Raw genomic sequence first — 16,058 nt, forward strand, 5'->3', positions numbered from 1 at the left:
ACAGCCCTGGGGCCATTGCGGCAATCTCACTGGGGATTTTCTTCCTGATCTATGCTATCTACATTCTGCTGGCCTATACCAACTTGAGGCGGAACATACTGCCGCAGGGAGCGTAGGGAGAAGCGGCCGCCTGTTCCCCACCGGGCTGTTTGACCCATAACTTGACCCGGAACAGGAAATTCCTCTGCGGAACCAACGGAGCGGATGGTAAATAGGGGACTCTATCCGCTGAACAAGCAGAGCCAAACAGGGTTTGCTATGCTCCCCATAGAGCAGACAAAGCGAGAAAAACTTGCGCACTACTCGAGGAGCATCATTACGGCATTGATCAGTGCGGAAATGAAAATCCATGCAGCGGAGCAGTGCTATGCCGGAGCTGGAAGCCTTAATCAAATTGCGGAAAGATTTGGAGTACACCGCAGCACATTGCAGAAACGGCTGATGAATTATGATTTGTTTGGTGAGGAAGGGCTGCGCCATCGCGTAGGGAATCATCACTATCCTGCTATCGGTTTATGACAACCTACCGGACAAATTTTCAAAAGTCTGTACCTCTGGATTATCTGGTGCTCATCGTCATCTGCACGCTTCTGATCTTTCTTCTGTCCGCACTCCTGATCATCCCCGTAAAAGAGACGCCGCTTAACAGGGTGGGATTGCCATGGGCTTCCTGGCTTGGCCCTACGCAGCCTCCCGGTGCGGACGGAGTCTGGGCGTCCCCCTCCTGCCGGTGCTGGTCCGGGCGGCGCTGTGCCTTGCCTGTCTCTGTCTGGCTCTGCGCCCGGCTGTGGTCCGCAGACTGGGCGGCGTGGCGGCTTTGGCAGCGGTGCAATGATTTTAAATATCCGATACCAGAGAAGCTCCCCGGGTCTTATGGTCCGGGGAGCTTCAGGCCTGCGCCCGCGGCAGAGGACAGGGTGCCAGAAAACAAGCCAGTCAATGGCCAAATCTGATAAAAAAGCTTTCCCATCGGGAGGCAGCCGCATGATGCGGGAGCATCACGCGGCTGCCTCTTTCTCGTATTGGCGGTTACTTGGGGAACAAATCAATCTCCCCAATAAACGTACAACGTACATCCCCCCGACCATTTTCCAATGGTGCGCACATTGGGAAAACCCTTTGCGGGTCTTCAGTGTCGAATTGTCCGTCAAAACGGACAATTCAAAGTATGGGACGAAGCGAAACCCTCTCGAAAAAGTGGCTAAATCGCTTCTTCGGCAGATTTATCTGGCGAAATCCATATTGATGTGCTTGATCTCCGTGTATTTCAGGAAGCCGTCCACGCCGGCTGCCCGGTCCAGGCCGCTCTCCTTGTAGCCGCCGGTCTCGCACTCCGGGGCAAAGCCCGTGTAATGGTTGACCCACACGTTGCCGGAGCGGAGCCGCCGGCTGACGGCCATAGCCCGGTCAAAGCTCTTCGTCCAAAGGCCGGAGCACAGGCCGTACCGTGTGCAGTTGGCCAGTTCTACCGCCTCATCCTCGGTCTCAAAGGTCTGGATCACCAGCACCGGCCCGAAGATCTCCTCCTGGACGATAGGGGAATCCACTGGCGGGTCCAGAAAAATGGTGGGGGCGATGAAAAAGCCCTTATCGCAGCCGTTTTCCGTATAGCGGTAGCCGCCGGTGATCAGCTGGGAACAGCCCTTGCCGATCTCGATGTAGCGCAGGATCTTCTCCATCTGGCCCTGATTGTCCACAGGGCCCATTTTAGTCTCGGGATCCAGGCAGTAGCCCAGCTTCAGCCCCTCTGCCACGGCCTTGAGCTTTTCAATGAAGGGCCCGGCAATGCTCCTTTCCAGCACCAGCCGGGACCCGGCGGTGCAGGTCTGGCCCGCGTTGGAGAAAATCGCCGCCGCGCAGCCTGCCACGGCCTTATCCATATCGCAGTCGGCGAAGACCACGTTGGCTGACTTCCCCCCAAGCTCCAGGGAAACCCGCTTCATGGTCTTGGCCGCCCGCTCCATGATATCCTTGCCAGTATCCAGGCCGCCGGTGAAGGTGATCATGTCCACCCCGGGGTGCTCGGAGAAGACCGCGCCGATCTTCCCGCCGGGGCCAGTGATGGCGTTAACCACACCCCGGGGAAGCTCTGGCACGTTGTCCACCAGCAGACGGATGACCTCCATATTGGCGCCCGCGGTCTGGCCCGCGGGCTTAATCACCAGCGTATTACCGGCGGCCAGGGCGGGGATGGAGTCCCGGATCATCAGGGTGATGGGGTAGTTCCAGGGCTCAATGCCCACCACAACGCCCACCGGCTCCCGGGTCATCACCGAGAGGCGGTTCTTAGACACCGTGGAGGTGCTGCCGTATAACGTGCGGGCGGAGGCCACGGCGTACTCCATGTAACCAATAGCGTTATTGCACTCAATGCGGGACTCCTGGAGGGGCTTGCCGGACTCCAGGGACAGGCAGGTGCAGATGCGGTCAAAATTCTCCCGCATGAGATTAGCCCATTTTTGCAGCACAGCGGCCCGGAAGCGGGGGTTAAAGGCCCAGTCCTCCTCCTCAAAAGCCCGGCGAGCCGCCGCCACGGCCAGATCCACGTCCGCCTCTCCGGAGCGGGCCACTTGGGTGACGGCCTCTCCGTTGCAGGGGTTGTAGATCAAATTGGTCTCACCGCTTACCGCGTCCACCCATTTCCCGTCAATGTAATTCTGGAACGTGCCAACCTTCATCTTGCATTCTCCTTTCCATTCAGTAAATCCGCCGCCCGGGCCCTGACGGCCTCCGGCAGGGTCACCCGCCGCTCCCGCTCTCCCGGGGCGCTGGTGGCATCAATGCACATCTTATCAGACATCCCGTCCACGCAGGAGGGATCCAGCCGGTTGCACACCACCCGGGGCACAATAAACACATCTCTGTCCGCCTGGACATGGGTAGCCGCGGCCCAGAGGACCTCCTCCTCACTAAATACGTCCACATCCCCGTCCACCACAATGATGAGCTTTAAATAGAGATCCAGCCCAAAGAGCAGCATAGCCACTTGCCGGGCCTGGCCCTCCATCTGCTGGTCCATGGAAAGGTAGGCGTGGAAATGGCAGCCGCACTTAGGCATGTTCAGCGCCTTGACGCCGGGAATCTCCCTTTGCAGCTTGTGGAGGAGGATGATCTCCTTGGTGAACTGGCTCAACAGCAGGTGCTCCCAGGCAAAGCCGGGAACCAGATCCTGGTAAATGGGGTCTCGCCGGTGGGTGATGGCCGTCACCTGGAATACGTTCCTGGTGGAGCGGCTGGTACTGTAGCCGGTGTACTCTCCGAAGGGACCCTCGTCCTCGTTGACCCCCGCTAGGATTCGGCCCTCCAGCACATATTCGGCGAAGGCTGGAACGGGAATATCCACCGTTCTGCCCCGGATCACCTGGGCGGGCCTGTCCATATAGGCTGCGGCCCAGCTGTAGTCGTCCTGGGAGGGGGGGATTTTCGACGCTCCGGTAATGTAGTAGGCCGGGTGGGCTCCGATGACTACCGCGATTTCCAAATTCCGGCCCTGGCCGGCAGCGGCGTTAAAGTAGCGCCACAGATCCCCCCGGGAGTGGAGGGAAATGCCGATGCGGTCCCGCTCCTTGAGCTGCATCCGGTGGAAGCTGAGGTTACAGCGGCCATTCTCCGGATCTCGGGCGATGACCACGCCGGAGGTGATATAGCGCCCCGCGTCCCCCTCGAAGTGGCGGAAAACCGGCAGGGCCGTCACATCCACCGCTTCCCCGGTGAGGACAACCTCCTGAACGGGGGCGCTGTCCACAAACTCCAGATCTTGAAATCTCTCCGCCTGCTCCTCCACATCGGTGACGTGGTGGATAACCCGCTTAAGCCGGTCCCGGCTGGCGAAGATATTGCACACAGTCCGTCCCCCGGTGTCCGGGTCCGTCAGCTCCATCACCGGGAAACGCTTTTCTCCCTCCAGTTGCTCCACCATGGCCGAGAGGAGGTAATCCTCCCGCCTGGCGGTGACGGCGCACCGCTCCTGAGGCTCCAGCAGGGCGAGAAAGTGCCGCAGGGACTGACAGGACTCACCGTCCGGCGCAGTAGTCTTTGAAAAATTGCTCACCATAGGTCTCCTCCTCTCTGGGGAAATATTGCCGTCCCGTACCGGCGGCGGCGGACGCCTCCGCCAGGGATGAAAAATGTCCGCAGGCCAGGGCGGCGGTCAGCGCCGCGCCAAGGGCGCTGGACTGCTTCTCGGCGGCGGCCAGGACTGTTTTCCCGGTCACAGAGGCCAAAATCCCCAGGAAAACGGGATTGGCGCTCATACCGCCAAAGACCCGCAGAGTGTCCGGCGCACGGCCTGCACAAGATTCCACCCGCCGGATAGAGAGTTTGGCCTCACAGCTGAGGCCCTCGTAGGCGGCCCGGATGAGGTGGGATCGGTTGTGGGAGAGTCCCAGGTTCCAGATGCCCCCCACAACGCCGGGAGAAGTCACCCGCCACAAAAGAGGCGTGACCCTGAGCCCCCCGGCCCCAGGAGGGGCCTCCCCCGCCCGGGCATCCAGAGACGCCCAGAAGGACGCGTCCGCCGCGGCGCCGTCCAAGAGCATGCCGGCCAGCCAGTCGGTAAACTGACCCCCGGCCCCGGTGCCGAATTCCACGGCAAAGCCGTTTTCCGGCAGCACCTCCACGGTAGCCAGCCCCTCTGGATCAAAGGCCGGGGCGGCGCAGGTAAGGCTGGCCACAAAGCTGGTGCCCAAGTTCATGGCTAGATCCTCGTTCACCGCGCCGCTGCCGATGACAGCGGCGGGCTGGTCCCCGGGGACGGCAACAGCCCGGGCCCCCGCCAGAGCGGGGAATTCCCGGACCCAGTTCTCTCCCACCTCCCCGCAGGACTGGCCTACCGGCACGCAGTCCCACTCCAAAAATGCCTCACCGGGGAAGAGTCCCCTGTCCAGGCGCTGGCTCCCCGCCGCCAGGCACCCATTCCGGGCGGAGGATCCCGCTGTCACCGTGACGCGGCCCATCAGGAGACTCAGCAGGTAATCCTGCGGGGAGAGCCACACGGCGGCGCGGCGGTAGAGCTCCGGGTGGTGAAATCTGGCCCATAGGATTTTGGCCATACCGTTGAAAGAGACGAAGGGACACCCCGTCCGCCAGTAATAGTCCAAGGGCTCCAGGCCCAGGGCCCGCAGTTCCTCCCCGGAGGCGGCCCGGCTGTCGCTGTCGCACAGAGCCAGGCCCAGGGGACGGCCCCGGCCGTCCGCCGGAATCACCGTGCCACGCTGGTGGGTAATGCCCAGAGCCTCCACCCGGGTCCCTTCCGGCAGCAACGCTAGGATATCCCCCAGAGCGGCCCGGAAGGCCGCCTCCAGCACAGCGGGGGACATCTCCTGCACCCCGGGGGCACAGCGCCGGGCGTAATCCCGCCCGGCGGATGCCAAAATCTGCCTCTCCTCCGGGCCGTAGGCCAAAGCCCGAACACCATGGGTGCCGGCGTCAAATCCCAGAATGACATTCATTACGGACACCTCCGATCCATCAAGCCTCCAAATCCAGGCCGATTTTCAGGTTTTCTCCCCTACCATACAGGGCGATGGCTTCGTTAATCTGGCTCAGGGGCATTTCCCTGTTGCGGATCAAGGTGTAGTCAAAAGCGCCGGAGGCCAGCATTTCTATGGCCTTTTCCGCGTGGGCATTGCCAAAGCCCACAGTACCGGTGAAGTTAATCATGCTGTAGTGGATGCGGTTAATGCTGACGGTAAAGGCATCGGCCCCGGTGGGGGAGGAGGAGAACAATGACACCGTGCCCCCCTTTGCCGCCATATCCATAGCTTGGACGGTGAGGACAGCCTGGGCGGGACCCCCTGGGACTACGAACACTTTATTCGCTCCCACGCCGCCGGTGAGGGCCTTTACCTGGGCCACGGGATCCCCCTGACGGCTGTTGACAATCTGATCGGCCCCCAGACGTCGGGCAATATCCAGCCGGCTCTCATCCAAATCCACGGCGATGACGTGCCGGGCTCCGTTATACCGGGCAGCGGCCACATGGAGCAGTCCCATGGGTCCCAGGCCCAGAACCGCCACATCGTCCCCAGGCCCCGTCAGGGCGTGGTCCACGCTGTGCACCACGTCCGCCAGGGGCTCCAGGAGACTTCCCGCCTCCATGGAGAGGCTGTCGGGCAGCTTCATAGCGCAGATCTCCGGTGTCTTCAGGTGGGTGGCAAAGCAGCCGCCGATGCCCTGTTCATAGAATAGCTTTTCGCATTCGCCAAAGCCCCCAGCGCTGCACCCCACGCCAATCACGTGGGGGCAGAGATTGGTCCGGCCCTCCTTGCAGTAGCCGCACTCCCCGCAGAAAATCATGGGCTGCACCGCCACGCGGTCTCCCTTCTTCACCGCTGTGACCCTGGCCCCGGCCTCCACCACCACGCCAGCGGCCTCGTGGCCCAGGATGCAGGGGCCGTACTCCTTCAGCGCCCCCTCCACGTCCGGCTTGTCGGCGTTGTACTTCTTGATGTCCGTGGGACAAAGACAGGCCTTTTTCAGGTTGATGATGATGTCGTGGTCCCCGCAGGGGGCAACCTCCCGGGTCTCCACCCGGATGTCGTGAGGCGCGTACAGCAACGCTGCTTTCATCTCCATAGCATTCCGCTCCTTTCCCCTCTACCGCCTCAACGGCACAGACGCAGGAATTCCTCCCTGTCGCCCCGGTAAGTGATTGCCTTCAGGGCCTGAACCATCTGGGCCGGGTTCTCGCTCTGCCAGACATTGCGCCCAAAGACCACGCCGCATACGCCGCAGCTTGCGGCCTTTTCAATGGTGTCAGCGATGCTCTCCGGCGCGGCCTTGGCCCCGCCCAGAATAGCCACGGGCACGGGGCAGTTGTCCACCACGGCCTGGTACTCCTCTGGCTCGCCCATATAGTCGCACTTCACCAGGTCCGCCCCCAGCTCCGCGCTGATGCGGGCCATGTCCGCATAGAGGGAAACCTGACGGCGGATATCGTCCGTGAACCGGGCCCCCCAGGTAGTGGGCTCCACAATCAGAGGCAGGTTCCAGCGGCCGCACTCCTCCGCAAGGCTCGTGATATAGGCCATGTTGTCCGCCTGGAGGCGGCTGTCCCTGCGGCCGAAGATCAAAAGGGCCTTCACCGCGTCCGCCCCCAGGCGTACGCACTCCTCCACGGAGATGGACTGGCGCAGCTCCTCAATCTCACCGGGCTGCTGTGGGATGCTGCTGCCCACGATGAAATCGCTGGAGATCACCAGGGCGGGACTATCCTTGCGGCCAAAGAGGTAGTTATAGGTCCGGGCCATGCCCCCGCTGAGCAAAAGGGCATCGGGCTTGGACTCCACCAGGGCGGCCAGCAGCTTTTCCGGATGGGCAAGGCCGGGCTTTACGCCGCCTTGGCCATGATCCATGGCCACCATCACCGTCTTGCCGGACTTGTCAAACAGGCGGTTCATCCGCAGTTCCTTATTCCAATGTCTCATATCAGCATTCTCCTCATTTATCTGTAAAAATACTCAGGGTATCCGGGCCAGGACCCGCTCCACCACAGCCCGGGCCCGGACCCGGACGGTCTGCTCGTCAATCCAGGGGAAGGTCCTATTGCGGTAGACCCAACGACCGTCCACCATCGTGTCCGTCACTACGCCGGGGTTCCCGGAGTAGACCAGGGCCGAGAGGGACGGCGGCGCCGGGGCAATTTCACGCCGGTCCAAGTCCACCACCGCCAGATCCGCCCTCATCCCCGGGGCCAGTAGCCCGGCATCCTCCATGCCCAGCACCCGGGCCCCGCCCTCCGTGGCCATGCGGAAAACGGTTTCCGCCGGCATCCGGGTGGGATCGTGGGCCACGCCCTTTTGCAGCAGGGCTGCGTACTTCATCTCCTGGAACATATCCAGGTTGTTGTTGCAGGGGGCACCGTCAGACCCCAGAGAGAGCCGCACCCCGGCATCGTGCATGCGCTGGAGAGGCGCGATGCCGGAGGCCAGCTTCAAATTCGCCAGGGGGCAGGAGGCCACACCCGTGCCGGTGGAGCGGAGGATCTCCATATCCTCATCGTCAACACACAGGCAGTGGGCCAGCAGAAGCTTCTCTCCGGTGAGGCCCAGGCGGTGGAGGTATTTGATCTCCGTCAGGCCCCGGCGCCGCTCCACCAGGCGGCTCTCTGGCTCTGTCTCGCAGGCGTGCGTGTGTACCAAAACACCGTACTCCCCGCTGAGTCTCCCCAGCTCCCCAAGGAGCTCCTCGGAGGTGGTGAGAATCCCCCGGGGCATAAATGCGTAGCGGATGCGGCCCCCTGCGGCCCCGTGCCAGCGCCTCATCAGCGCCAGGGATCTCTCCAGGGACTGCTCCGTGGTTTCCAAAAAGGCCTCCGGCATACCGCCCAGGGCGGCAGGGGTATCGGTATAGTCCATCATGGCCTTCCCAAAGACACCCCGAATGCCGGTTTCCTCCATGGCCTGGGCCGCAAAGGCGGCATAGCGGACGGATTCCATCACGCACACGCTGGTCACGCCCCCCGCCAGCAGCTCCATACACCCCAGAAGGGCCGAGAGATAGGTGCTCTCCTCATCGTGGGCGGCCTCGTAGGGCCAGATGCGGGTGCGCAGCCAGTCCAGCAGGGCCAAATCGTCAGCCCGGCCCCGGAAGAGTACCTGGCAGAGATGCACGTGGGTCTGAACAAACCCGGGAATCACCGCCCGGCCCTGGAGATCGCACACCTCCTGGGCCTCCACAACCGTTCCCGGCGGCAGAAGGGCCGAAATCCGGCCATCCTCCACCAAAAGCTCCTGCCGGACGGGCTCCAGGCCACCAGTGAACAGGAAGCCATTTTTCAGCAGCGTTTTCATGCCGGCCGCCCCCTCTTCTTCTCGCTTTGATAGGACGTGGCCGCCAGAACCACCACCGTGATAAAGTAGGGGATCATGTCGGTGAAGTAAGAGGGATAACCGCAAATTTGCAGCCGGTTGCTGAGGCTCTGGACAAAGGCGAACAGCAGCACCGATCCCAAAACCCGCTTAGGCATGGCCATACCGAAGGCGATGGCGGCCATGGCGATATACCCCCGACCGGCGGACATCTTCTCCACATACTGGGTGAGATACCCGGTGGAGAGGAAGGCTCCACCCAGGCCGCACAGAGCACCGTGGAGCAGCAGCGTGATATAGCGGATCCGGGCAACGCTGACGCCCGCGCTGGCCAAGGCCCTCTCGTTTTCCCCGGAGGCCCGGATATAGTAGCCAAAGCGGGTGGAATAGAGCATGTATTGCAGTAAAATCAGAATGATAATGGAAATATAGAGCAGAATAGACTGGCCGCTGACGATATTATACAGCCAGGGGACCTCCTTGAGAAACTCCAGCTTTACCTCCGGGATGGACATCACCCGGGGATCGGTGAAAGAGCCCTTCACACCGAAGATGGCCCGCAGGAGATAGGTGGTCAGCCCCGTGCCCAGCACGTTCAGTGCAACGCCAGCCACAATCTCATGGGCCCGCAAGGAAATGACGAACACGCCGAAGAGCAGCGCACACAAAATGGTACACACCATGGCCCCGATAAGGCCCATCATCCAACTGCTGGTGTAATAATTGATGGTAAAGCCACTGAAGCAGCCGATAAGCATCAAGCCCTCCAGGCCGATGTTCTCAATGCCGGCCTGCTTGGTGAGAAGGCCCCCCAGGCTGACCAGCAGCAGCGGAATGGCCATGCGCAGAGTGGCGGCAAAGGCGGAGGGTGTGAGCAAAACATCAAGAATGTCCAATTTCCCCGCCTCCTTTCTGCCTGCGGTCAAAGCTGCGGCGCATCCTGAGCACAAAATCGTTCAGATACCCGGCAAACGAGGCCTGGGCGGCAATAAAGAGGATGATGGTGGCCTGAATGACCTGGCTGAGCTCCGAGGGTACGTTGGTGTTGAGCTCCATGGTCACCCCGCCCGCCCGGAGAGCGCCGAAGAGGATGGAGATCGGCAGCACCGCGTAGGAGTTGAACATGGCCATCAGCGCAATGGTCAGTCCATCGAACCCGTAGCCCGGGGAGATGTCCTGGACAAATTTATACTGGATGCCCAGCACCAGAATCGCACCACCCATGCCCGCAAGGCCTCCGCCCAGGAACATGCCCTGGACCATGCGCCGTCCGGTGTTCACACCGATATACCGGGCGAAGGTGGGATTCTCTCCGGCAAGGCGCATCTCGTAACCCATAGAGGTGTACTTGAAGAGCACGGCGATCATCACCGCCGCTGCCGCCGCCAGCAAAAAGCCGATGTTCAGCCGGGACCCAGCGTACAGGATGGGAAGCTTCGCCGCCTCTTGGATGTTAACAGTCATGCCCAGGGCCGAGCCCTCGGCCTTCAAAGGGTAGTTCACCAGATAAGACGTGAAGAGCTGGGCCAGGTAATTCAGCATCAGGGTAGTCACCACTTCGTTGGTGCTGCACCGGACCTTGAGTATGGCGGGCACGGACCCCCATAGCCCCCCTGCCAAGAGGCTGGCCAGCAGAGCCGCCGGGATCAAGATGGGCCCCGGCAGGGGCAGGTAGATGCCCACAATGGCGGCGGCTATGGCCCCCATGTAGAGCTGGCCCTCGGCGCCGATGTTGGCCATGCCGGCCTTGAAGGCCACCGCTACGCCAAGGCCCGTGAAAATCAGGGGCGTGGCGCTGGAAAGGGTGGAGGCCAGATAGTGCATGTTGCTGAAGGAGCCCGCAAGCAGGGACCCGTAGGCCTGGATGGGGCTGTCCCCGTTCAGGGCGATGACCACCGCGCCCACGCACAGCGCGGCCACCAGAGCCAGCACGGAGGTCAGCGGCGTCAGCAGCCGTTTGCCAAACCGTCCGTTCATGCGCTCACCTCCTCCGGCGTCATGGTTTTCGATCCGGTCATATAGAGCCCCAGCTCCTGGGGCGTAATCTCCGCGGGACGGACGTTGGCCACAAGCCTCCCCTCGAAGAGCACCTGGATACGGTCACTGAGCAGCAGCACCTCGTCTAAGTCCGTGGAGATCAGCAAGATAGCGCAGCCCTGGTTCCGCACCTGGATCAATTGCTCGTGGATAAAGCGGGTTGCCCCCACGTCCACACCCCGGGAGGGCTGGGCCACCACCAAAATGCCATTTTCAAAGCACAGCTCCCGGGCGGCAACAATCTTTTGCTGGTTGCCGCCGGAGAGGCTGCTCACGGCGATGTCAATGCCATCGGTGCGGATGGCGTAATCATCCACCAGGCTCTGGGCATGGACCCGGGTCTTTCTGTAGTCGAAAAGCCCTCCGCGCTTCCAATCCCTATCCCGGTGCCGCCCGGCAATCAGGTTGTCATGGACCGTGGCCTGAAGGTCCAGGCCGGTTTTCATCCGGTCCTCGGGAATGTAGGAGCAGTATTTTCTCCTCTCCCGGACGGACATGGCCGTGAGATCCACACCCCCAGCCAAGATTTTCCCGCTGCTGGCAGGGGTGAGGCCGATGAGGGTGTTCAGCAGCTCCGTCTGGCCGTTGCCCTCCACGCCGGCGATGGTGAGAATCTCCCCGGGCCGCACCCGGAAGCTCACATCCTTAAGTTTATCAAGGCCCATGCCGTCCCGGGCACTGAGGTGCTCCACCACCAGCCTGGGCTCCGCCTCCAGGACTGCCAATCGGTCCAGGGGCTGGAACTCCGCAGACTTGCCCATCATCAGCCGGGCCAACTCCTGGGCGTCGGTGTCCTTTTTCAAAAGCGTCCCCTTGGTCTCCCCCCGGCTGAGGATGGTGATGTGATCGGCGATCTCCATCACCTCTTTGAGCTTGTGGGTGATGATAATGATGGTCTTGTCCTCCCTGGACATGCGCCGGAGCACGGCGAAGAGCTCCTCGCACTCCAAGGGCGTCAGCACTGCCGTAGGCTCGTCCAGGATGAGGATCTCCGCGCCCCGGCTCAGGGCCTTTAGAATCTCTACCCGTTGTAAAAGGCCCACAGACAGATCCTTAATCTTCGCCTCCGGGTCGATGCGAAGCCCACTCTGTTCCGCCAGCTCCTTCGTCCGGCGAACCATCTCCTTCTTGTCCACGGAGGCTAGGCGCCCCTGGGGCTCGTGGCCCATACACACATTCTCCGCCACGGTAAAGGTGGGCACCAGCTCGAAGTGCTGGTGGACCATGCCGATCCCCAGGCGGATGGCCTTGTTCGGCGATGTAATCTTCACTGGCTCGCCGTTAATGCGGATCTTCCCGGCAGTTGGCTCCAGCATTCCGAACAAAATGTTCATCAGGGTCGTCTTGCCCGCGCCGTTTTCCCCGACGATGGCGTGGATCTCCCCTTTCAGAACGCTGAAATTGATGTCCTTATTGGCCTGGACAGCGCCAAACTGCTTGCAGATCCCCTGCATTTCAACGGCACAACGGTTTTCGCCCATAAGGTATCCTCCCTCTTCACCATAAGTCTTGGTGAAAAATTGCGCTGGCTGTATCATAAAGAGGGACAGGGCAGCGGCTGCGCCCTGTCCCTAGATGGTTTTCCAGCAGGACCCGGTGACGGAAAGCTGGAGAGGCGGAAGGCCTGGCGCCTCCCCCACATTTCCGCTCAGCGGTTAGTTTACGGCCTCCTGCACAGTGACGGAACCGGAGACAATACCCTCCTCGGCCTGGGCGATAGCGGTCATCACTTCCTCGGGGAGAAACTGGGCCATGGAATCAATGAAGCACATCTCCACCCACTTCTTGGACAGGCCGCAACGCTGCTCGGCGTCCAGCGTCTCGCCGTTATTCTTGGCGGCAATAACATCGTAGAAAGACTTGGTAACATTTTTCAGCATACTGCCCATGACATTCTCCGGGCCCTGGAAGGACTTGTCGGTATCCACGCCGATGACATAGCGGCCCAGCTCCACGGCGGCCTCGGATACGCCGTCTCCAGAGTTGGAGGCGGCGGCGTAGATGATGTCCGCCCCTTGGTCATACAGGGAGAGCGCCAGCTCCTTGCCGGTGGCGGGGTCGTTGTAGTCACCCACGTACACGGGCAGGACCTTGATCTCGGAATCCACAGAGGCCACGCCCTGCTCAAAGCCGATGAGGAAGTTATGGATAGTGGTGCTGTCCACAGCGCCCACGAAACCCAGGACCTTGTCCTCATTGATGCCCTCGTAGTCGGTGCGGGTGGTCATCATGGCGGCCATGACGCCGGCCAGGTAGGAACCCTCGTTCTCCAGATAGGACACGGAGATCACATTGTCCATGGTAACGGCGGACACGCCATCGGCATAGACAAAGGTGACGTTTGGATAGGTGGAGGCGATCTCCTCCAGGTAACTGTCGAACTGGTAGCCGGGGTTGACGAACACCAGGTCAAACTGGGAGGCCGCCAGGTTCAGCATCTCGTAGTACAGGGAGGGGTCGTTCTTACCCTCCAGCACCTTGTAGGTCACGCCAAAATCGGCGGCGGCCTGCTTCAAAGCAGCCTCACCCATGTCGAAGATGCCCGTGTCGCCCAAACTGCCGGAGCAGACCATAGCCACCTTCAAAGCCTCGGCGGGCTGGCCGCCGCCGGTGGGCGGAGCGGCGGTCTCTGCGGGCTTGCCGCTGCAGGAGGCAAGGGCCAGGGCAAACATCAATACCAGGGCAAGCATAAGAACCTTTTTCATACGAATCATCCTCTTTTCTTTAGATTTTCCCCCGATTTTCTTCCCGCTGGAGGCAAAAAGAAAAATCGAGATGTATTTTACAGCCGTTTTTATCAAAATTCGGCCATAATTTTCCAAAAAATTCACGATTTTCGCTGGTCTTCTTAAATTTTCCCCCGGTTTTCCCCTCTACATTCCGAAGGCCCGGCTCTCCTTGCTGCTCTCTGCCACAATCACGCGGATGCCTCTGTGGGCAAAAAAGTCCATGTACTCCTCTGCGGGCGGCGCATCGGTAATCACGATGTTCATCCGCTCCAGCCCGCAGGCCCTGTACTGCTGGACGGCACCGAATTTCCCGCTGTCTGCCAGCAGCACGCAGGTTTTCCCCCGGCTCAGCATCATCCGCTTCAGGGCGGCATCGTCCTCTGTGTAGGCCGTCAGTCCGTGGTCCAGGGATACCGCCGCAGCACTGATAAACACAAAATCACAGTACAGATTCCGATAAAAGCTCTCCGCCGCCGGCCCGTTGAGCACCTCGTAGGTCCGCTCCATCCGTCCCCCGGAAACCCGGACCTCCGCCGTGCCGCCGTTGGCGCACAGGGCCGTGGGGATAGAGGAGGTGTGAATGGTCACCGACTTGTTTTGCACCAGCTTTGCCAGCTCGTACACCGTGGTCCCCACGTCCAGGATCAGGGTGTCCCCATCCCGCACCAGGACGGCCGCGGCGGCGGCGATCCGCCTCTTGCCCTCGGAGGCCATGGAGGCCCTCTGCATCACCGCCTGCAAAAACTCCGGCTTCACATCCTTGGCGGTCAGACTCGCCGTGCCAAAAGACCGCTTGACCAACCCCTCCCGCTCCATCTGGGTCAGATCCCGGCGGACCGTCATCTCGCTGACCAGTAGCGACTCGGCGATTTCTTTCACGGAGCGCGGGGAAGTCTCCTTCAGCATCGCAAGAATATCATCTCTTCGCTTGGCGTACACAGGCCCCTCTCCCTTGCTGTTCGAATTCAAACTTTATTTGTTTGATTAAAATTATATCGAAGTGTAACCGTTCTGTAAATATGCATTTTTTACAATATTTTAAAAAAATTTTCACTTATTACACATATGATGTTCGTTCGAACATTCGCACAGGACAATCTTTCCCTCTGACGCTCTTGCAAAGTCCGCGCCGCTATGGCATAATACCTCTCATACTGGATTGAACGGATCTGCAGCGGCGGTCCTTCGCGCTGCCGTAGAGGGAGGTAACATGACTAAGCGATTGATTGTTGGCATCAGCGGTGCCTCCGGCGCCCCCATCGCGGTAGAGTTGCTGAGGGCCCTGCGGGACACGGATGTGGAGAGCCATCTCATCATCAGCCGCGGCGGGGAGTACACCATCCCCCAGGAGACGTCCCTCTCCGTACCCCAAGTCCGGGCCCTGGCAGACAAGACCTACTCCCTGGAGGACCTGGGGGCGGGCCCGGCCTCCGGCACCTGGGAGAGCCTGGGCATGGCCGTGGTTCCGTGCAGCATGAAAACCGCCGCCGGCATTTGGAGCGGCTACAGCGACACTCTTTTGCTGCGGGCGGCAGACGTGGCGTTAAAGGAGCGGCGGAGGCTGGTGCTGACGGCCCGGGAGTCCCCCCTGAGCACCATCCACCTGCGAAACCTCTATGAGCTGTCCTCCATGGGGGCGGTGATCCTTCCCCCGGTAGTGAGCTACTACCATCACCCCCAGTCCCCGGAGGACGTCACCCGTCATCTGGTGGGGAAAATCCTGGACCAGTTCGGGATTGAGGCCCCGGGCTTTTGCCGCTGGGAGGGCCTGCCCCATGACTGAGTGGATCGTGCTGGAGGAACCCTGCCTGGGCCATCCCCTCCGCGTCTCCGCCTGCCCGGCGGGCAGGGACTGTGCCGTGGTGATCCTGGGAGGCTCACGTCCCCACGTGGGGGCCGTCAGTGCCGCCTACTGGGAGGAGGAAAGCCTTCGCTGTGAGACCAGCGCTGGCCGAGGCCATCGGGACAATGTGGTGAGCCGCCGCTTCGCCCGGGCGCTGGCCATGCACCTCCGGGGCAATGTGTCCGTCAGCTGCGGTATCCACTATGATGATCTCACCAAGGAGGGGCTGGCGCAGGTACTGGCGACAGCCGAGAGGCTTTTGGAAGAGTTGACTGTCCAACTTGAAAGCAACAGATAATTTGCGTGGAAAGCAACGGTTTTACGGCTGTTTTATCCCATTTGAGGTCCCATCGGTTGTTCCCCATTTCTTCGAGGAGTTCCGGCGGAATTTTCCCCACGCGGGAGGTCATAGGGCAGATATTTCGAGAGCGGTATGGCCGCCATCCACGCGGCACTGGGCCCTTTTTGCTAAAAACCCTCCGGCAACTGGGGTAGAGAACCGCCTGTACCACCCAGCGGGACAGATCTGACTTTCAACTATCCACCGCACTTGACTATAGGCTGTATGCTCTCGTCAAGAGATGTAAGGAAAAAAGGATGATATAATTGGGAATAGGGAACAGAACAGTATGAGAAGAT

Annotated in this window: 15 protein-coding genes; 4 read left to right on the plus strand and 11 right to left on the minus strand. The window is 61.0% G+C overall.

Going from position 1 to position 16,058, the window contains the following annotated elements; genetic code table 11:
* Positions 1-324 precede the first annotated feature (324 nt).
* The gene (locus tag QZ326_RS05970) at positions 325-519 is read left to right on the plus strand and encodes a helix-turn-helix domain-containing protein (protein ID WP_295742566.1); all 195 of its coding nucleotides are present in this window, start codon (positions 325-327) and stop codon (positions 517-519) included.
* A 142-nt stretch (positions 520-661) separates the two neighbouring features.
* A complete protein-coding gene (locus QZ326_RS05975) occupies positions 662-835 on the plus strand; it encodes a hypothetical protein (protein ID WP_295742568.1) in 174 nt (57 codons plus the stop codon).
* 388 nt (positions 836-1,223) lie between these two features.
* On the opposite strand, the gene QZ326_RS05980 is transcribed toward QZ326_RS05975, so the two are convergent.
* From QZ326_RS05980 to QZ326_RS06030, 11 genes are all read right to left on the minus strand, one after another.
* Positions 1,224-2,678 carry an aldehyde dehydrogenase gene (locus QZ326_RS05980; protein WP_295742571.1) on the minus strand — a complete coding sequence of 485 codons (1,455 nt, stop codon included), beginning with the start codon at positions 2,676-2,678 and terminating at the stop codon, positions 1,224-1,226.
* Positions 2,675-4,054, minus strand: coding sequence for a UbiD family decarboxylase (locus tag QZ326_RS05985; RefSeq protein WP_295742573.1), 1,380 nt, complete (start codon positions 4,052-4,054; stop codon positions 2,675-2,677). The genes QZ326_RS05980 and QZ326_RS05985 overlap by 4 nt, the downstream gene beginning before the upstream one ends.
* On the minus strand, positions 4,014-5,450 hold the full coding sequence (locus tag QZ326_RS05990; RefSeq protein WP_295742575.1) for an FGGY-family carbohydrate kinase: 1,437 nt from the start codon (positions 5,448-5,450) through the stop codon (positions 4,014-4,016). The genes QZ326_RS05985 and QZ326_RS05990 overlap by 41 nt, the downstream gene beginning before the upstream one ends.
* 19 nt (positions 5,451-5,469) lie before the next feature.
* Positions 5,470-6,576, minus strand: a complete 1,107-nt coding sequence (locus QZ326_RS05995; protein WP_295742578.1) for a zinc-binding dehydrogenase — start codon at positions 6,574-6,576, stop codon at positions 5,470-5,472.
* Between the two features lie 29 nt (positions 6,577-6,605).
* Complete coding sequence (locus QZ326_RS06000) at positions 6,606-7,427, minus strand: class I fructose-bisphosphate aldolase (RefSeq protein WP_295742581.1); 822 nt, start codon at positions 7,425-7,427, stop codon at positions 6,606-6,608.
* A 33-nt stretch (positions 7,428-7,460) separates the two neighbouring features.
* The gene (locus QZ326_RS06005; protein ID WP_295742584.1) at positions 7,461-8,792 is read right to left on the minus strand and encodes an amidohydrolase family protein; all 1,332 of its coding nucleotides are present in this window, start codon (positions 8,790-8,792) and stop codon (positions 7,461-7,463) included.
* Complete coding sequence (locus QZ326_RS06010) at positions 8,789-9,706, minus strand: ABC transporter permease (RefSeq protein WP_295742587.1); 918 nt, start codon at positions 9,704-9,706, stop codon at positions 8,789-8,791. The genes QZ326_RS06005 and QZ326_RS06010 overlap by 4 nt, the downstream gene beginning before the upstream one ends.
* Positions 9,693-10,787: an ABC transporter permease gene (locus QZ326_RS06015; protein WP_295742590.1), complete on the minus strand. Its 1,095-nt coding sequence runs from the start codon at positions 10,785-10,787 to the stop codon at positions 9,693-9,695. The genes QZ326_RS06010 and QZ326_RS06015 overlap by 14 nt, the downstream gene beginning before the upstream one ends.
* Entirely contained in the window at positions 10,784-12,328 is a 1,545-nt protein-coding gene (locus tag QZ326_RS06020; RefSeq protein WP_295742593.1) for an ABC transporter ATP-binding protein, read from the minus strand. Before QZ326_RS06020 ends, QZ326_RS06015 begins: the two co-directional genes overlap by 4 nt.
* Before the next feature lie 174 nt (positions 12,329-12,502).
* Positions 12,503-13,552, minus strand: coding sequence for a BMP family protein (locus tag QZ326_RS06025; protein ID WP_295742596.1), 1,050 nt, complete (start codon positions 13,550-13,552; stop codon positions 12,503-12,505).
* Positions 13,553-13,720: 168 nt separating this feature from the next.
* A complete protein-coding gene (locus QZ326_RS06030) occupies positions 13,721-14,515 on the minus strand; it encodes a DeoR/GlpR family DNA-binding transcription regulator (protein WP_295742598.1) in 795 nt (264 codons plus the stop codon).
* A 271-nt stretch (positions 14,516-14,786) separates the two neighbouring features.
* Between QZ326_RS06030 and QZ326_RS06035 the strand changes: the two genes are divergently transcribed.
* Both QZ326_RS06035 and QZ326_RS06040 read left to right on the plus strand, forming a co-directional pair.
* Entirely contained in the window at positions 14,787-15,359 is a 573-nt protein-coding gene (locus QZ326_RS06035; RefSeq protein ID WP_295742601.1) for a UbiX family flavin prenyltransferase, read from the plus strand.
* Positions 15,352-15,717 carry a hypothetical protein gene (locus QZ326_RS06040; protein ID WP_295742604.1) on the plus strand — a complete coding sequence of 122 codons (366 nt, stop codon included), beginning with the start codon at positions 15,352-15,354 and terminating at the stop codon, positions 15,715-15,717. Before QZ326_RS06035 ends, QZ326_RS06040 begins: the two co-directional genes overlap by 8 nt.
* The last annotated feature ends 341 nt before the right edge of the window (positions 15,718-16,058 follow it).

This window comes from uncultured Oscillibacter sp. (assembly GCF_910587525.1).
Classification (GTDB): domain Bacteria; phylum Bacillota; class Clostridia; order Oscillospirales; family Oscillospiraceae; genus Oscillibacter.